A 17,031-nucleotide genomic window follows, 5' to 3' on the forward strand; every position below is an offset into this window, starting at 1 on the left:
GGGTACAAAACATCCATGGCTTACGTCGCTGATTCGTCCTCGGAGGGCGAGTTCAACCGGGACACCAAATACATCTCCACCCGGATCACCGCCGACGGCCGCGATGGCTACCCCGTCGAGCCGGGCCGCTACCGGCTCGTGGTGGCCAGGGCGTGTCCGTGGGCGAATCGGACGATCATCGTTCGACGGCTGCTCGGCCTGGAAGATGTTCTCTCCATTGGCTTCTGCGGGCCCACCCACGACGAGCGCAGCTGGACGTTCGACCTCGACCCCGACGGCGTCGACCCGGTGCTCGGCATCCATTTCCTGCGCGACGCCTACAACAAACGCATCCCGGCTTATCCGAAAGGGGTAACCGTCCCGGCGATCGTCGACATCCCGACCGGGCAGGTCGTCACCAACGACTTTCCTCAGATCACCCTCGACTTCTCCACCGAGTGGACTGCCCACCACCGCGACGGCGCCCCGCAGCTGTATCCCGAACCGCTGCGCGACGAGATCGACGAGGTCTCCCAGCGGGTGTACACCGAGGTCAACAACGGCGTGTACCGATGCGGTTTCGCGGGCTCGCAACAGGCCTACGAGAAGGCCTACGACCGCCTGTTCACTGCGCTGGACTGGCTGTCGGAGCGGTTGGAAAGCAGGCGATTCCTGGTGGGGGACACCATCACCGAGGCCGACGTGCGGCTGTTCACCACGCTGGCACGCTTCGATCCGGTCTATCACGGTCACTTCAAAACGAATCGCAGCAAGCTTTCCGAGATGCCCGTGCTGTGGGCCTATGCGCGCGATCTGTTCCAGACGCCGGGGTTCGGTGACACCACCGATTTCGTCCAGATCAAGCAGCACTACTACATGGTGCACACCGACATCAATCCCACGGGCGTCGTCCCGAAGGGGCCGGATCTGGCCAACTGGCTGACCCCACACGGTCGAGAAGCGTTGGGCGGCAAGCCGTTCGGTGACGGCACGCCACCGGGGCCGCCGCCGGAGCCGGAGCGGGTGCCCGACGGTCACTCGGCCGGCTGAGACTCCGGGTACTCCTCCGACTCGGCCCACACCGTGCGCACCGACCACTCCGCGTGGGGCACGGGGAACTCGTTGCCCGCCTCGTCGCGGACGAGCGTCGGCAGTTGCACGGCGATGCCCGTGAGCCGGCCGCGCTGCGCGTCCACCGTCGGAATCGTCACCGCCAGCGTGGTGCCCGGTCGGAACTCCTCGATCAGGTCGTCGTCCTCGTAGGCCCGCAACAGCACCCACGGCGCCCGCGAGATGTCCTCGGGGATCGACAACTGGACGGGATGCGTCCCGCTCACCGGCAGCTCGCCCTGAGATTCAGGGACGACGCAATCGGTCGGGTTGAGGACCTCGCAGAACCGGTAGGGGCCGGTCCGCGTCAGGTGTCCGTGCGAAAACGCCGAGATCTCAGGCAGTTCCGGTGCGTGGTTGCGCGACAACTGCCACACGAGCACGCCCGTGCCGATCATGGAGAGCAGCGCCACCGTCACCAGAACAGCGACAACTCGTTTCACTCGCGCGTCACCGCCGCATCCGTCCGTACGCCTTCCTGTTCGGCCAGCACGGGACGGTTACCGCCGAGTCCCGGCACCAGCGACTCGCCACGATAGCTCAGTACCGTCTGGGCAAGTCCGAGGATCAGGATCGCGGTGATGGTGGTGAAGCCGGCGTACAGCTCCGTGTAGATCAGCACCCCGGTGGCGCCGCCGGCAACCCACGCCAATTGCAGCAGCGACTCCGAGCGTCCGAACGCCGAGGCCCGCGACTCCTCCGGCAGATCGTCCTGCAGAGACGCATCGAGTGAGGCTTTGGCGATCGCCGCGGCGCCGGACGTCACGAACGTCGCTGCCGCCGCCACCAACAGGTTGCCGGTCAGCGCGGTCGCCAGCGCCATCACAGTGACGGCGAGCGCGCAGCGCACCACAAGACGGGCGGGATGCCCGAGTTTCAGGCGGGCCGCGATCATGTTGCCGCCGAAGTTCCCGACGGCTGCGGCCGCGCCGATCATCCCGAGGATGCGCAGTTGTTCCCAGCCGCTCGCGTCGTGCGCCTTCGCGACGAACGCCGGGTACAGGAAGAGGAAGCCCACCATGACCTTGACGGTGCAGTTGCCCCACAGCGACGTGATGATGTTGCGCCCGAGTGGCTGCCGGGCCTTCTCCTTGCCGTGCGGTTCGCGACGCAGTTCTTCGGTGTCACCGTGGTAGTGCAGCGTCGCGGGCACCTCGCCTTCGGTGACCTCGACCCACTTGGGAATCCGCATCGCCAGGACGGCGCCGGCGATGGTCACCGCCACGACGATGTAGAGCGCGCCCGGCATCTGGAACAGCTGGAATCCGTATTCGGCCGCCACCGCGATCCCACCGCCGATCATCGTGCCGCCCAACAGACCGAACATCGTCAGCCGGGAGTTCACCCGGACGAGGTCGATGCTCGGTGGCAGCACGCGCGGGGTGACGGCGCTGCGCAGCACCGAGAAAGACTTGGACAGCACCATCATTCCGAGTGCACACGGATAGAGGACCCAGGACGGGAAACTGCCCGTCGCGCTGTCGAAATTGGCGATGAGCACCAGCGCGAGCACGGTACGGAACGCAAACGATGCCGCCAGCGCCACCCGCCTGCCGTGCTGCAGCCGGTCCAGCGCGGGCCCGATCAGCGGGGCGATGACGGCGAACGGCGCGATCGTGATGAGCAGGTACAGCGCGACCTTGCTCTTGCTCTCACCGGAGGCCGCCGCGAAAAACAGCGTGTTGGCCAGCGCGACCGCCATCGCCGCGTCGACAGCGAAGTTCGCGACGACGGGCCACGTCAGCGCCGTCAGCCCCGACTTGTCGGCGCCGTCGGCGGTGGCCGCCCGGTGCACCATGCCGTACACCTTCGAACCCATTTCGCGGCTGCGCTGCGCGGCGGCGCGCGTCACCGTCACCTTCTCGCCGTACTCGCGGCCCGGCGGCGGAACGTACGAACTGCTGCGCTGGCGCGCGCGATCGTCGAGTGGAGGTAGCCACCGGTTGGTGGTGTCGCTCGGCGAATAGGGGCGACTGCTTCTGCGGTCGGCTCCGGGACGCATCCCCGGATCGCTCGGGTAGTTGGCCACCCCCGGGTGTTCTCCGGCAGGTGGGCGCGGCGGGTAGTAGCGTCCACCCTGCTGACCGTCAGGGTCCCGGGGGTCTCGCCGCGGTCCGGTCACGCGTCGATTCTCCCCCATCGGGCCCACAGTGGCCGCGCAGGTGACCGGTGTGGCTAGGCCGTGCCTGGATCAGGCAAGATTGGAGGCGATGGACAGCATGACCGAACCCGATCAGCAGGCCACCGAACTGGGCCAGGCGCCCGCCGAACAGGCGGACGCGCCCGAGTCGACGGTGCTCGCCCCCGCCCTCGAGGCCGTTCTGCTGGGCGCCGTCGAGGACGCCCGCGCTGCGATTGCGGAGTTCAGCGGTGAGGACACGGTCGGCGAATATCTGGGTGCGGGATTCGAAGACCCGACCTCGGCGACGCACCGCTTCCTGGCGGACATGCCCGGCTACCGCGGGTGGCAGTGGGCCGTCGTCGTTGCTGCCTGCCCGGGAGCCACCCACGCCACCATCAGCGAGGTGGTTCTCGTCCCCGGCCCCACCGCGCTGTTGGCGCCGAAGTGGATTCCGTGGGAGGAGCGGGTGCGCCCGGGGGACCTGAGCCCCGGAGATCTGCTTGCCCCGCCGTCCGACGATCCGCGTCTGGCCCCCGGCTTCATGGCCACCGGGGATCCGCAGATCGACGAGGTCGCTGTCGAGGTCGGCTTCGGCCGTCGTCAGGTGCTCAGCTTGTGGGGACGCAACGATGCCGCGCAGCGCTGGCACGACGGTGACTTCGGTCCCGGGTCGGCGATGGCCCGGGCGACCCGGCGGATGTGCCGGGATTGTGGTTTCTACCTGCCGCTCGGGGGATCGCTCGGGGTGATGTTCGGGGTCTGCGCCAACGAGTACGCCTCCGACGGGCATGTCGTCGACGCCGAATTCGGGTGCGGTGCGCACTCGGACACACCCCCGGCGCCGGGTACCGGCTCGCCGATGTTCGACCCGTATGACGACGGGGTCGTCGAGATGGTGGAGCGGACCGAGAGCTAACGCTCCGCGGCGGCCTTGATTCGCGTCAGCGACAGGTTCATTCCGTCGATGAGTTCCTTCTCGAAGTCGGGCACGCCACCCATGAAGTTGCCGACGAGGAAGTTCGACACCGCCGTCGTGCCGTTCTCGGCGTGACGTGTCTCGATGAGCCGGGTGCCCGCCTCCGTCGGCTCGAGCTCGTAGCACCACACGGTGTGGTTCTCGTTGACCCGGAACGCCAGCTTCTTCTCCGGGACGAACTCGGTGATGCGGCACGTGGTGGGCCACACCAGCAGGCCGCGGCGGTTGAAGTTCACGGTGCGGGCGCCTTGGCGTAGCTGCCCGATCGGCTTCATCAGCCGGCACTGCGGGCTCCACTGCGGCATCTTGCTCAAGTCGGAGACCAGATTCCAGACTGTCGACACCGGGGCGTTGATGTCGACTTCGGCCTGCAATATCGGCGCTGCCATGGTTTTTCTCCTACGTCAGACCGCGTTGAGCGCCGCGGTGTCCGCGTCGCGCGGAGTGACGTTGCCACAGAAAAATCGATGTGCCAAGGACCCCGACCCCCAGCCCCGCCACGGTGACGGGCCGCCAGTCGTGCAGGGCGGTGACGGCGAACGCGAGCACGGTGGCGATCACCCAGCCGCACGTGATGGCGACGATGACGGGCCACGGGGCGAGTAGCGCCGCGGGCAGCGGCGGCGGCTGTGGTGAGGTGTCGGGTTCCATCGCGTCCCAACCTAAACGACCGGTGCCGGGCGGTGGGTAGTGTCTACCGCTGTGATGGCCGGCGTCTTCGACAACGTCGTGGACATCACCGATCCCGCGGACCCGCGCCTCGACGACTTCCGCGACCTCAACAGTGTCGACCGCAGACCGGATCTGCCGAGCGGCAAAGGTCTGGTGATCGCCGAGGGCGTACTGGTGGTGCAGCGCATGATCGCGTCCCGGTTCGTGCCGCGCGCGCTGCTGGGCACCGACCGCCGCCTCGCCGAACTCGGTGCCGACCTCGGCGGCGTCACTGCGCCGTTCTACCGGGTGAACGCCGAGGTGATGGCCGAGGCCGTCGGGTTCCACCTGAACAGGGGAGTGCTGGCCTCGGCATCGCGCGCAGCCGATCTCACGGTGGCCGAGGTGCTCGACGGCGCGCGCACCGTGGCGGTGCTCGAGGGAGTCAACGACCACGAGAACCTGGGGTCGGTCTTTCGTAACGCGGCAGGGCTCGGGGTCGACGCGGTGGTGTTCGGCAGTGGTTGCGCGGACCCGCTGTACCGGCGGGCCGTGCGAGTGTCGATGGGCCATGCGCTTCTGGTTCCGTTCGCCAGGGCGACGGCGTGGCCGCAGGATCTGACGATATTGCAGGACAACGACTTTCGGATTCTGGCGATGACGCCGGATCCGCAGGCGCAGACGCTGGCGGAGGCAATGACGGAACTGTCGGATCAGCGGGTGGCGATCCTTGTCGGCGCCGAGGGGCCGGGCCTGAAGGAACACACGATGCGATCGAGCGATGTGCGGGTGCGGATCCCGATGTCGCGGGGGACGGACTCGCTCAACGTCGCCACTGCTGCGGCGCTGGCCTTCTACGAGCGGGATAGGCTCGGCCGGTGAGCGACGAGACGCCCTGGGCGACCGGGTTGACGGTGGCGGCGTTCGTCGCTGCGGTGCTCGCGGCAGCGATCGTGGTGTTGAGCATCGGGTTGATGCGGGTGCACCCACTGCTGGCGGCCGGGCTGAATCTCGTTGCGGTGGGTGGACTCGCGCCGACGGTGTGGGGGTGGCGCAAGGTGCCGGTGTGGCGCTGGTTCGTGCTGGGTTCCGGTGTCGGCGTGGCCGGCGCCTGGGTGGCGCTGGTCGCTATTTCCGTTGCCGGATAAGGGGATTCAGGCGTAGTGCGGGCTGGGAATCAGCGCTGGCCGCTGGAGCGGACGCCGAGCAGGACGTCCTCCCACGCCGGCACGGCCGGACGGCCCTTGCGCGGACGGGGCGTCGCGGCGGCGGGCGCCGGCTCGGGCGTGGCGACCGACTCCGGCTCGGGGGTCGGCTCGGGTTCGGGCGCCGGTGCCGGTGCCGGTGCGGGCTCTTCGAGTGCGAGCTGCGCGACGGGGGCCAACGGCCGCAGCGGACGCGGCGTGTAGTTCGGGTCGATGAGTTCGGTGGCGGACTCGTCGAATGCCGTGACGGTGCCGCCGTGCGCGCCGGGTGCGTAGCGGAAGTGCGCGACGTTGTCCGACAGCCCGGCCTTCCACGCGAGCTGCACGGTCCAGCGTCCGTCCTCGTTGCGCCACGCGTCCCAGTTGGTGCCGTCGGGGTCGAGGCCGCGCGCGATCAGCGCCGAGGTGATCGTCTCGAGCAGCGTGAGCACCGAGGGTCCGTCGGCCAGCACCGGGTGCGCCGCGGTGGCCAGCTCGGCGGCGCGGGCGCGCTCCAGCAGGACGGGGTGGGCGAACCGTTCCACCCGCGAGATGTCGACACCAGCCGCGGACGCGACCTGCTCGACCGATGCGCCGGCGCGGATCTTGGACTGAATCTCTCTCGGGCGCAGCATGTTCGGGACCTCGACATCGATCGCGGTTTGATTGGAACCAGCACGGTCGCCGCGGACGGCGGCCTTGAGCCGGTCATCGGACCGAAGGACGAACTTTTCGCCGGAATCGCCGGTCTCGCAGATGATGCGTTTGCCGTCGATGTCCAGTCCGACGACTCTGAGCTCCCGCATTGCGACCTCCTCCGGGCTGGCGCCAAGCCCGATAATCAGGTCACCCTACTGCGTTATCAGTCCGTAACTCCGGTGACACGCGGCAGTCGGCTACAAACGCTCGACAACCCAGTCGATGCAGGCAGTGAGTGCACTCACGTCGTCGGGATCGACGGCGGGGAACATGCCGACGCGCAGCTGGTTGCGGCCCAGCTTGCGGTAGGGCTCGGTGTCGACGATGCCGTTGGCCCGCAGTGTCTTGGCCACGGCGGCCGCGTCCACGGAGTCGGAGAAGTCGACGGTTCCGACGACCTGCGAGCGCAGTGCCGGGTCGGTGACGAACGGCGTGGCGAACGACGCCGCCTCGGCCCATGAGTACAGGCGCTGCGACGAGTCGGCCGTGCGCTTGACGGCCCAGTCGAGGCCGCCGTTGCCGTTGAGCCAGTCGACCTGTTCGGCCAGCAGGACCAGCGTCGCGATTGCCGGGGTGTTGTAGGTCTGGTTCTTCGTGCTGTTGTCGATCGCGATCGGCAGCGACAGGAATTCCGGGACCCACCGGCCGGCTGAGGCGATCGACTCGACCCGGGCCAGCGCTGCGGGAGACGCGATGGCGATCCACAGTCCGCCGTCACCGGCGAAGTTCTTCTGCGGGGCGAAGTAGTACGTGTCGACCTCGGTGATGTCGACGGGCAGGCCGCCTGCGGCCGAGGTGGCGTCGATCGCGATCAGCGCGTCGCCCGATCCTTCGGGCCGCGTCACCGGGACCGCCACGCCTGTCGACGTCTCGTTGTGCGCCCATGCGATCAGGTCGACCGACGGGTCGGACTGCGGCTTCGGGGCGCTGCCCGCATCGGCCTTGAGGACGATGGGGTCGCCGACGAACGGGTTCTTCGCCACGGCCGACGCGAACTTCGAGCTGAATTCGCCGTATGTCAGGTGCAGTGAGCGCTGGTCGATCAGGCCGAACGCGGCGGCGTCCCAGAACGCGGTCGACCCGCCGTTGCCGAGGATCACCTCGTAACCGTCGGGAAGCGAGAACAGCTGACGTAGTCCGTCGCGGATGCGGCCGACGAGGTTCTTCACCGGCGCCTGACGGTGTGAGGTGCCGAAGATGTCGCCCGCTGCGGCGAGGGCCTGCAGCTGTTCCGGCCGGACCTTGGACGGCCCGCAGCCGAATCGTCCGTCGGCGGGCTTGAGTTCGGCGGGGATGGTCAGCGTCTCGGCCATGGGTCAAGGGTAGGACTGGGCATGTCAGCGCACTGATCCCGGGGCAGCCTGTGGTTTGGATCACATGTGACGCGGATAACCCCGGTATCGCACAACTGCGGAAAGGCCCTGGTTAATTCCTGGGACCGTGGGTACTGTTCCTGTACAGAGCGCAGACGAATGTAAAGCTCGACAGGAGGCTGCAATGGCTGTCAAAGAAGCGAAGACGCGCATGATCCGCCGCTGGCGCAAGAACATGGAATTGGGCGACGGCCCAGAAGATCGCGAGTACGTGGACAAGCTGATGACCCTCTCGGAGGGTTCGGTGCGGCGCAACTTCAACCCGTACACCGACATCGACTGGGATTCGCCCGAGTTCAAGGTCATCCCGAATGACGAGCGCTGGATCCTGCCGGCGACGGATCCGATCGGTCAGCACGACTGGTACAAGTCGCAGTCTGTCGAGCGGCAGATCGAGATCGGCATGTGGCGCCAGGCCAATGTCGCGAAGGTCGGGTTGCACTTCGAGTCGATCCTGATCCGCGGCCTGATGGAGTACGCGTTCTGGACGCCCAACGGCTCCGCGGAATACCGCTACTGCCTGCACGAAGCGGTCGAAGAGTGCAACCACACCCTGATGTTCCAGGAGATGGTGAACCACATCGGCGCCGACGTGCCCGGCATGCCGAAGATGCTCAAGTGGATCCAGCCCGTCATCCCGCTGGTTGCCGGTCCAGCGCCCATCCCGTTCTGGTTCGGAATCCTCGCGGGCGAGGAACCGATCGACCACACCCAGAAGAACGTGCTGCGCGAAGGTAAGACCCTGCATCCGATCATGGAGCGCGTGATGGCCATCCACGTTGCCGAGGAAGCCCGCCACATCTCGTTCGCGCACGAGTACCTGCGCAAGCGAGTGCCGCACCTGCCTCGCCTGAAGCGATTCTGGTTGTCGCTCTACGTGCCGGTCGTCATGCGGGTGCTGTGCTCGGCGATCATCGTGCCGCCGCGCGCGTTCTGGAAGGAATTCGACATCCCGCGCTCGGTCCGCAAGGACATCTTCTTCAAGTCCCCCGAATCGCGAAAGATGCTGCGCGACATGTTCGGCGACGTCCGCATGCTCTGCCAGGACACCGGCCTGATGAACCCGGTCGCCAAGCTGATGTGGCGCATCTGCCGAATCAGCGGAACGCCCAGCCGCTATCGCAGCGAGCCCGCCCGCCAGCATCTCGCGCCGGTCGCCTGACGGATCCACACCGATGCCCCACGTCATCACCCAGTCGTGTTGCAGCGACGGGTCGTGCGTCTACGCATGCCCGGTGAACTGCATCCACCCGTCGCCGGACGAGCCCGGGTTCGCGACCGCCGAGATGCTCTACATCGATCCGGTCGCGTGCGTCGATTGCGGCGCGTGTGTGTCGGCCTGTCCGGTCGGAGCGATCTCGCCTGACACGAAGCTCGAACCCGAGCAGTTGCCGTTCGTTGAACTCAACGCCGCGTTCTTTCCGAAGCGGGAAGGCAAGCTGCCGCCGACGTCGAAGCTGGCTCCGGTGCTCGAGGCGCCGGTCGTGCACGCTCGGCCGGCGGGCCCGTTGACCGTCGCGATCATCGGCTCGGGCCCCGCCGCGATGTACGCCGCCGATGAGTTGCTCACGCAGCAGGGTGTCCGCGTCAACGTGTTCGAGAAGCTGCCGACGCCCTACGGTCTGGTCCGCGCCGGCGTCGCGCCGGACCATCAGAAGACGAAGACCGTCACGCGACTCTTCGACAAGATCGCCGGGCGGCCGGGGTTCACCTTCTTCCTCAACGTGGAGGTGGGCGCGGATCTGACGCACGACGAGCTTCTCGCCCATCACCACGCGGTGCTCTACGCCGTGGGCGCCCCGAACGACCGCCGCCTCGACGTCGACGGCATCGATCTGCCCGGCACCGCCACGGCCACCGAGGTGGTCGCCTGGTACAACGGGCACCCCGATTTCGCCGATCTGCCTGTCGATCTCAGCGGTGGGCGGGTCGTCATCGTCGGCAACGGCAACGTCGCCCTCGATGTCGCTCGCATCCTCACCACCGGTCCGGATGCGTTGGCGCGCACCGATATCGCCGACCATGCCTTGGCGGCGCTGCGCGGTTCGCGGGTCCAGGAAGTCGTGATCGCCGCCCGGCGCGGCCCGGCGGCGTCGGCGTTCACGCTGCCCGAGTTGATCGGTCTGACGGCTGCGTGCGAGGTGGTGCTCGATCCGGTCGACCACGAGCGGGTCCTGGCCGACCTGGCCGCGGAGACAGACGCACTCACCCGCAACAAGCTGGAGATCCTGGCCAAGCTCGGCGACTCGGCCGTTCCGGTCGACCGTCCGCGGATCCGGCTGGCCTACAACCTGACACCTGCCCGGGTGCTGGGCGAAGGCAAGGCCGCAGGCGTCGAGTTCACGGTCACCGGCTCCGACGAGCGCGTCGAGATGGCGGCCGGGCTGGTGCTCACCTCGATCGGCTATCGCGGCAAGCCCATTCGTGGGCTTCCGTTCGACGACGCCGCCGCCGTGGTGCCCAACGAGGGTGGTCGCGTGACGGATGCGCCCGGCAGTTACGTCGCCGGCTGGATCAAGCGCGGTCCGACGGGCTTCATCGGCACCAACAAGTCGTGTGCCGCCGAGACGGTCCACACTCTCGTCGCCGACTACAACGCCGGACGGCTCACCGACCCCGCCCACAAGGCCTCGGCGCTGGAACGGTTCGTGCGCGGACGGCAGCCCGGCGCCGTCGGGGCCGCCGGATGGAAGGCGATCGACGACGCCGAGGTCGCCCGCGGCGGTGAGTTGCGCCCGCGCGACAAGTTCACGTCCGTCGGCGAGATGTGCGAGGCGGCGGCGACCGCACCGCCCACGCCGTTGCGACAACGGCTGCTGGCCGGACTTCGGCGCTGAAACCTATTCGGCCCAGGCCTTGAGCACGTTGACGTACGGGGTCGGTTGTACCGACAGCTCACCGACATACGGGTGCTCGAGCAGGAAGATCAGGTACATGACGAACGCCAGCAGCGCGGACGTGAGGCCGACCGCGAGGGCGTGAACGAAGAGGTCGCGGGTGCCGAACAGAAACGTGAACCCGATGACCACGCCGCCGCCTCCGATCAGCAGGATCCACAGCGGAGTGGGCACCGAAGCGTCTGCGGATGACACTCGCAGCTTCCGGTCGGCGCCGAGATCGTTGAGCCGCACGATCGCGTGGTCGAAGAACGCGATCTCGTTGCGCGTCTCGGGTTGCACCTGCAGGTAGCTCTCCCAGACGGTGTACAGCTCGTCGCTCTGATCCTCGATCCGCTCGCCGCGCTGCATGCGCGGGAACTCGTAGTCGACGACGTTCCTGGTGTAGGCGATCAGGCTTTCCTGTATCCGGCTGCGCGACTCGATCGGCAGCGCGTCGGAGTCGCGCAGAAGGTCGCCGATGGCGGCCGCCTCCAGACCGCTCGCGTCCTCGGCGTCGCCGAACTGCTCCCACACGACCACCACGAGGAACGCGACGAGAACCGCGTAGAGGACGCCGGCGAGTTGGAACACCGAGCTGGACACCGCATTCGCACCTTCAAATCGCGTGTGCGACACCAGCTTGCGGAAGAGGATCAGCCCGCCGACGGAGATGGAGACGAACACCGCAACCCAGAGGAAGCCGAGGATCGGCGCAGGAATCTGCAATAGCCAGAGCACAGATCACCCTCGCATCTGGTGCCCGCGTCCGCGGCGCAACCGGGGAATCTGTCCAGCTCGAACGACTGATCAGGCCTGGCTGCCCATGTCGGCGAGCACCTGCTGCATGTCGACCTCTTTGACGGTCTCCGCCAGCGACCACTGGTGGCCGAACGGATCCCGCACCACGCCGTACCGGTCACCCCAGAACTGGTCCTCCAACGGCTGCACGACGGTGGCGCCCGCGTCGAGTGCGCGCTGGAACCGTCCCTCGACGTCGGGGCCGTGCAGGTGGATCGTCACCGACGAACCGCCCAACGCGGTCGGAGTGCTGGACCTGCCGTCGCAGAACTCCGGGAAGTCGTCGTTGAGGAACACCATGGCGCCGTTGATCTGGAAGGCGGCGTGCATGAGCTTGCCCTCCGGTCCGGGCAGTCGTGCCATCTCGACGGCGCCGAAAGCCTTGGCGTAGAAGTCGAGTGCGGCCGCGCCGTCGCCGACGACGAGATGCGGAACGAGCATCGGGGTATTGGCTTCTTCTGGCAGTGCCATGGTTCCTCCTAGGTGGGGTCGGTCACCGGGATAGACCCACCCTCGCGCAGAAACTCATCGCCTACCAGACCTTCAGACCACGGAGAACCCCGGCGGCAGTTCGGAGCGCCCGGTGAGGGCGAGCAGAACCGCGGGTCCGTGGCCGAGTGCGACCCCGATCCGGGCGGCCAGTGCGGCGGCGTCGGCGAGGACGTCATCGGGTGGGGCGTGGTCGATCCCGGCGGCGCGTGCGATGTCGATCCCGTGCACGGCGAACTCGAAGACCCGCGTCGGAAGGTAGCTGCTCAGCCGTATCCCGAGGCCGCCGATCACCTCGATCAGCGGATCGTCGACGGCGTCGAGGTCGGCGAGGACGGTGCTCACCAGCGTGTCGACGGCGGCGACGGGGTCGGCGCCGAGATCGCGGCCCGCCTGGCGGCCCCGTTCGAGGATGGCGTCACCGCCGATGGCCGCCGAGAGTTCAAGGACCCGCACGTAGTAGTCGGCGGCGCTGGTCACGTCCTCACGTTGCGCGGGTGCCCCGAGGTAGGTGCTGACCGTGACGAGTGAGCGTGACGTGTGGCCCACCAGGTCCCGCAGGGTCCAGTCGCCCAGACCCGGGCCGTCCCAGCGGTCGTCGGGGATGCGGCGGACCAGGTCGGCGAAACTGCGTGCCGCCGACTCGTACAGGGCCCGGGGCGCGGTCATTTGCGGGTCAGCAGGTCCCAGCCCTCGACCGATTCGGGGCTGCGCGGTTCGGGGCCGACGTAGATCGCCGACGGCCGGACGAGCTTGCCGAGGCGCTTCTGCTCCATGATGTGCGCGCACCATCCGGCGGTGCGACCGCACGTGAACATCGCGGGCATCATGTTCGGCGGAACCTGCGCGAAGTCGAGGATCACCGCGGCCCAGAACTCGACGTTGGTCTCGATGGCGCGGTCGGGTCTGCGCTCGCGCAATTCGGCCAGCGCGGCCTGCTCCAGCGCGGCGGCCACCTCGTAGCGCGGCGCCTCGAGCCGTTGGGCGGTGGCGCGGAGCACCCGCGCCCGCGGATCCTCGGCCCGGTACACGCGGTGCCCGAAGCCCATCAGCTTCTCGTTGCGGTCGAGGATGCCCTTGACGACTGCGCGGGCGTCGCCGGTCTTCTCGGCCTCTTCGATCATGGGGATGACGCGGGCGGGAGCGCCGCCGTGCAGCGGTCCGCTCATCGCGCCGATGGCGCCCGACAGCGCGGCGGCGACGTCGGCACCGGTCGAGGCGATGACGCGCGCGGTGAAGGTGGACGCGTTCATGCCGTGCTCGGCCGCGCTGACCCAGTAGGCGTCGATCGCCTCGATGTGCCGCGGATCCGGCTCACCCTGCCAGCGGGTCATGAAACGTGCTGTGACGGTGTCACATTCGTCGACGGTGCGCTGCGGCACCGCCGGCTGGTAGATGCCGCGGGCGGACTGGGCGACGTAGGACAGCGCCATCACCGAGGCGCGGGCCAGCTGGTCGCGGGCGGTCTGGTCGTCGATGTCGAGCAGTGGCGGATACCCCCAGATCGGGGCGAGCATCGCCAGGCCTGCCTGCACGTCGACACGGACGTCGCCGCTGTGGATCGGGAGCGGGAACGGCTCGGCAGGGGGCAGTCCGCGGCCGAAGCTGCCGTCGACCAGCAGCCCCCACACGTCCCCGAAGGTGACCCCGTCGGCCACGAGATCTTCGATGTCGACGCCGCGGTAACGCAGTGCGCCGCCGTCCTTGTCGGGTTCGGCGATCTCCGTCTCGAACGCCACCACCCCGGCCAAACCGGGGGCGAAATCCTTCGGCACCGCAGTCGTCATGCGCCGATTGTTGCACGCGTCGGCGAGCCGACCATTGGGCTCCGGCGGGCGTAGCGTTTGGCGCGTGGGCACTTCCGATGACCTGGCGCGGATGCGGGTCGAATACGGCTCGGCGGAGAAGGACGGCAGCAGCGATCTGGACGCCGACTGGCTGGACATCGGTTGGGTGGCGCTGCTCAACCGGTGGATGGACGAGGCGTGGCGGGCCGGCGTCTCCGAGGCCAACGCGATGGTTGTGGGGACCGTCGACGGTGACGGCCGGCCGGTCACCCGAACCGTGCTGTGTAAGGGCATCGACGAGTCGGGAATCTCGTTCTACACCAACTACGAGTCCGACAAAGGGCAGCAATTGGCGGCCTGCCCGTACGCGTCGGCGACGTTCCCGTGGTACCTGATGGGCCGCCAGGTCCATGTGCGAGGTTCGGTGACCAAGGTGTCGCCGGAGGCCACCGCCGACTACTGGAGCAAGCGGCCGCGCGGATCTCAGCTGGGGGCGTGGGCGTCGCAGCAGAGCAGGCCGATCGCGTCGCGGTCGGCGTTGATGGCGCAGCTCGCCGATGTCACCGAGCGCTTCGCGGACGTCGACGAGGTGCCGGTGCCGCCGCACTGGGGCGGTTACCTGATCGCCCCCGACGTGGTCGAGTTCTGGCAGGGCCGGGAGAACCGGGTGCACAACAGGATTCGACTCCGTGGCGGCACGCCGGGCGAGGCGGGCGGCGCGGTGGAGCGCCTGCAGCCGTGACAGCGGGCCTCTCATGTTCGCCGGCGCCGGGTGAAATGGTCCGGTTTGTGTGGCCCATTTAGGACAAATCACGAGCGGCGACAATTGTCTTAACGTGCCATTTTCGCCCTCATCGCCCGCCCTGACGGGTTAGCATCCGGGGCGTGGCTGAATTCAGGGGGGAGCCGGTCCTCGGTTTGCGCGAGCGCAAGAAACGGCGCACTCGTGCCACGCTGATCGACGCGGCGGTCGGCCTCTGCGACCGCCAGGGATTCGATGCCACCACCGTCGACCAGATCGCCGCGATCGCCGAAGTCTCGCCCCGCACGTTCAGCCGCTATTTCGCCACCAAGGACGCCATCGCGTTGGCACTCATCGACGAAGTGCTCGACAGCGCCGCAGCCGAACTGGTGGACCAGCCCCGGGATATCAGCCATCTGGAGTCGTTGCGCCGCGCGTACATCGCGATGGCGCGCAACACCAGGCTGGCGTCGGTCGGTGCGCTGACGTCGGAGCGCCTGCTGCAGATCCTGCGGATCGTCATGACATCGGCGACGCTGCGTCAGGCCGCGGTCGAGTACCGGGCCAACAAGGTCGACGAGGTGGTCGCCCAGCGCATGGGGACCGACGTCGGCGACCGCAGGGTCAAACTGATGTCCGCGGTGTGGGGCGCGGTGCTCATCACCGCGATGACCGACCTCGCTGCGCGCAGTGCATCCGGCATCGACGTCGACGACGTCGTCGCAGCGTTCGAGGACACTTTCGCCGAGTTTGCGGGAGAAATCGCCGGGCTGGCGCTGCCCGTCTGACGATGTAGCGGCCCCCCGCGGGCGTGGCTGCTGGAATGGGACTACCTTCTGTAGTCAGACTCCGTGACCCGCGAGAGACCCGAACACGAAGGGATCCCAGTGGCCGATAACGCCGAAGCCGGGCAGCACGCCACGCTGAAATATCCTGGCGGCGAGCTTGACCTTGACATCGTCCAAGCCACCGAGGGCTCCGACGGCATCGCACTGGGCTCGTTGCTGGCCAAGACCGGTTACACGACGTTCGACGGCGGGTTCGTCAACACGGCGTCGACGAAGAGCGCGATCACCTACATCGACGGTGACGCCGGCATCCTGCGCTACCGCGGATACCCGATCGAGCAGCTCGCGGAGAAGTCGACGTTCATCGAGGTCAGCTACCTGCTCATCTACGGCGAACTGCCGACCGCCGAGCAGCTGGAGAAGTTCACCACCCAGATCCAGCGGCACACGCTGCTGCACGAGGACCTCAAGCGGTTCTTCGACGGCTTCCCGCGCGACGCGCATCCGATGCCGGTGCTGTCCAGCACGGTCAACGCGCTGAGCGCGTACTACCCGGATTCGCTGGATCCGTTCAATCCGCAGCAGGTCGAGCTGTCCACGATCCGTCTGCTGGCCAAGCTGCCGACGATCGCGGCGTATGCGTACAAGAAGTCCGAGGGGCAGCCGTTCCTGTATCCGGACAACTCGCTGACGCTGGTCGAGAACTTCCTGCGGATGACGTTCGGTTTCCCGGCCGAGCCCTACGAGATCGATCCCGAAATCGTGCGCGCCCTGGACATGCTGTTCATCCTGCACGCCGACCACGAGCAGAACTGCTCGACGTCGACGGTGCGGTTGGTCGGCAGCTCGCAGGCCAACCTGTTCACGTCCATCTCGGGTGGCATCAATGCGCTGTGGGGCCCGCTGCACGGCGGCGCCAACCAGGCGGTGCTGGAGATGTTGTCGAAGATCCGCGACGGAGACGACGATGTCGCCACCTTCGTCAAGAAGGTGAAGAACCGCGAGGACAACGTCAAGCTGATGGGCTTCGGCCACCGGGTCTACAAGAACTACGACCCGCGCGCCCGCATCGTCAAGGAGCAGGCCGACAAGATCCTCGGCAAGATCGGCGTCAAGGATCCGCTGCTCGACATCGCCAAGGAGCTCGAGGAGATCGCGCTGACCGACGATTTCTTCGTCGAGCGCAAGCTCTACCCGAACGTCGACTACTACACCGGCGTGATCTACCGGGCGATGGGCTTCCCGACGCGGATGTTCACGGTGCTGTTCGCGCTGGGTCGGCTGCCGGGCTGGATCGCGCACTGGCGGGAAATGCACGGGGAGCCGAACAAGATCGGCCGGCCGCGGCAGATCTACACCGGATACACCGAGCGCGACTACGCCGCCATCGACGGCCGCTAGGGCACGCTCCCGAACGTCACACTTTCGTAGGTTGCATCTCGAAGGGTTGTAGT

The 17,031-nt window shown here is 67.8% G+C and carries 19 protein-coding genes; 9 read left to right on the plus strand and 10 right to left on the minus strand.

Annotated elements, in window-relative coordinates; translation table 11 throughout:
- Nucleotides 1-15 precede the first annotated feature (15 nt).
- Nucleotides 16-1,029: a glutathione S-transferase C-terminal domain-containing protein gene (locus P9A17_RS13675; protein ID WP_278039179.1), complete on the plus strand. Its 1,014-nt coding sequence runs from the start codon at nucleotides 16-18 to the stop codon at nucleotides 1,027-1,029.
- Here P9A17_RS13675 and P9A17_RS13680 read toward each other — a convergent pair.
- Both P9A17_RS13680 and P9A17_RS13685 read right to left on the minus strand, forming a co-directional pair.
- A complete protein-coding gene (locus P9A17_RS13680; protein WP_278039180.1) occupies nucleotides 1,014-1,532 on the minus strand; it encodes a DUF2771 domain-containing protein in 519 nt (172 codons plus the stop codon). The two genes, P9A17_RS13675 and P9A17_RS13680, sit on opposite strands and share 16 nt — an antisense overlap.
- Nucleotides 1,529-3,091, minus strand: coding sequence for an MFS transporter (locus P9A17_RS13685; RefSeq protein ID WP_278039847.1), 1,563 nt, complete (start codon nucleotides 3,089-3,091; stop codon nucleotides 1,529-1,531). The genes P9A17_RS13680 and P9A17_RS13685 overlap by 4 nt, the downstream gene beginning before the upstream one ends.
- Before the next feature lie 208 nt (nucleotides 3,092-3,299).
- On the opposite strand from P9A17_RS13685, the gene P9A17_RS13690 reads away from it, so the two are divergent.
- A complete protein-coding gene (locus P9A17_RS13690; protein WP_278039181.1) occupies nucleotides 3,300-4,127 on the plus strand; it encodes a DUF3027 domain-containing protein in 828 nt (275 codons plus the stop codon).
- On the opposite strand, the gene P9A17_RS13695 is transcribed toward P9A17_RS13690, so the two are convergent.
- Nucleotides 4,124-4,576 carry an SRPBCC family protein gene (locus P9A17_RS13695; protein ID WP_278039182.1) on the minus strand — a complete coding sequence of 151 codons (453 nt, stop codon included), beginning with the start codon at nucleotides 4,574-4,576 and terminating at the stop codon, nucleotides 4,124-4,126. The genes P9A17_RS13690 and P9A17_RS13695 overlap by 4 nt on opposite strands.
- 10 nt (nucleotides 4,577-4,586) lie before the next feature.
- A complete protein-coding gene (locus P9A17_RS13700; RefSeq protein WP_278039183.1) occupies nucleotides 4,587-4,838 on the minus strand; it encodes a DUF2530 domain-containing protein in 252 nt (83 codons plus the stop codon).
- Nucleotides 4,839-4,892: 54 nt separating this feature from the next.
- Here P9A17_RS13700 and P9A17_RS13705 point away from each other — a divergent pair, with 54 nt between their 5' ends.
- Complete coding sequence (locus P9A17_RS13705) at nucleotides 4,893-5,720, plus strand: RNA methyltransferase (RefSeq protein ID WP_278039848.1); 828 nt, start codon at nucleotides 4,893-4,895, stop codon at nucleotides 5,718-5,720.
- Entirely contained in the window at nucleotides 5,717-5,986 is a 270-nt protein-coding gene (locus P9A17_RS13710; protein WP_278039184.1) for a DUF2537 domain-containing protein, read from the plus strand. Before P9A17_RS13705 ends, P9A17_RS13710 begins: the two co-directional genes overlap by 4 nt.
- Nucleotides 5,987-6,015: 29 nt before the next feature.
- Here P9A17_RS13710 and sepH read toward each other — a convergent pair whose 3' ends face one another.
- Nucleotides 6,016-6,828, minus strand: coding sequence for a septation protein SepH (gene sepH, locus P9A17_RS13715; RefSeq protein ID WP_278039185.1), 813 nt, complete (start codon nucleotides 6,826-6,828; stop codon nucleotides 6,016-6,018).
- Nucleotides 6,829-6,918: 90 nt separating this feature from the next.
- A complete protein-coding gene (gene serC / locus P9A17_RS13720; RefSeq protein WP_278039186.1) occupies nucleotides 6,919-8,034 on the minus strand; it encodes a phosphoserine transaminase in 1,116 nt (371 codons plus the stop codon).
- 184 nt (nucleotides 8,035-8,218) lie between these two features.
- Between serC and P9A17_RS13725 the strand changes: the two genes are divergently transcribed.
- Together P9A17_RS13725 and P9A17_RS13730 are read left to right on the plus strand one after the other, a co-directional pair.
- Nucleotides 8,219-9,256, plus strand: a complete 1,038-nt coding sequence (locus P9A17_RS13725) for a diiron oxygenase (protein WP_278039187.1) — start codon at nucleotides 8,219-8,221, stop codon at nucleotides 9,254-9,256.
- A 13-nt stretch (nucleotides 9,257-9,269) separates the two neighbouring features.
- Entirely contained in the window at nucleotides 9,270-10,931 is a 1,662-nt protein-coding gene (locus tag P9A17_RS13730; RefSeq protein WP_278039188.1) for an FAD-dependent oxidoreductase, read from the plus strand.
- Between the two features lie 3 nt (nucleotides 10,932-10,934).
- Here P9A17_RS13730 and P9A17_RS13735 read toward each other — a convergent pair whose 3' ends face one another.
- From P9A17_RS13735 to P9A17_RS13750, 4 genes are all read right to left on the minus strand, one after another.
- A complete protein-coding gene (locus P9A17_RS13735; RefSeq protein WP_278039189.1) occupies nucleotides 10,935-11,711 on the minus strand; it encodes a DUF4239 domain-containing protein in 777 nt (258 codons plus the stop codon).
- 69 nt (nucleotides 11,712-11,780) lie between these two features.
- On the minus strand, nucleotides 11,781-12,242 hold the full coding sequence (locus P9A17_RS13740; RefSeq protein WP_278039190.1) for a VOC family protein: 462 nt from the start codon (nucleotides 12,240-12,242) through the stop codon (nucleotides 11,781-11,783).
- Between the two features lie 72 nt (nucleotides 12,243-12,314).
- Nucleotides 12,315-12,929, minus strand: coding sequence for a maleylpyruvate isomerase N-terminal domain-containing protein (locus tag P9A17_RS13745; protein ID WP_278039191.1), 615 nt, complete (start codon nucleotides 12,927-12,929; stop codon nucleotides 12,315-12,317).
- A complete protein-coding gene (locus P9A17_RS13750; RefSeq protein ID WP_278039192.1) occupies nucleotides 12,926-14,047 on the minus strand; it encodes a citrate synthase 2 in 1,122 nt (373 codons plus the stop codon). The genes P9A17_RS13745 and P9A17_RS13750 overlap by 4 nt, the downstream gene beginning before the upstream one ends.
- A 64-nt stretch (nucleotides 14,048-14,111) precedes the next feature.
- Between P9A17_RS13750 and pdxH the strand changes: the two genes are divergently transcribed.
- From pdxH to P9A17_RS13765, 3 genes are all read left to right on the plus strand, one after another.
- Nucleotides 14,112-14,789, plus strand: a complete 678-nt coding sequence (pdxH, locus tag P9A17_RS13755) for a pyridoxamine 5'-phosphate oxidase (protein WP_278039193.1) — start codon at nucleotides 14,112-14,114, stop codon at nucleotides 14,787-14,789.
- Between the two features lie 143 nt (nucleotides 14,790-14,932).
- The gene (locus tag P9A17_RS13760) at nucleotides 14,933-15,577 is read left to right on the plus strand and encodes a TetR family transcriptional regulator (RefSeq protein WP_278039194.1); all 645 of its coding nucleotides are present in this window, start codon (nucleotides 14,933-14,935) and stop codon (nucleotides 15,575-15,577) included.
- 99 nt (nucleotides 15,578-15,676) lie between these two features.
- Nucleotides 15,677-16,978 (plus strand): citrate synthase, encoded by a 1,302-nt coding sequence (locus P9A17_RS13765; RefSeq protein ID WP_278039195.1) that lies wholly within the window; start codon nucleotides 15,677-15,679, stop codon nucleotides 16,976-16,978.
- Nucleotides 16,979-17,031: the final 53 nt, after the last annotated feature.

Origin of the sequence: Mycobacterium sp. 236(2023), from assembly GCF_029623955.1 — a bacterium.
GTDB lineage: Bacteria > Actinomycetota > Actinomycetes > Mycobacteriales > Mycobacteriaceae > Mycobacterium.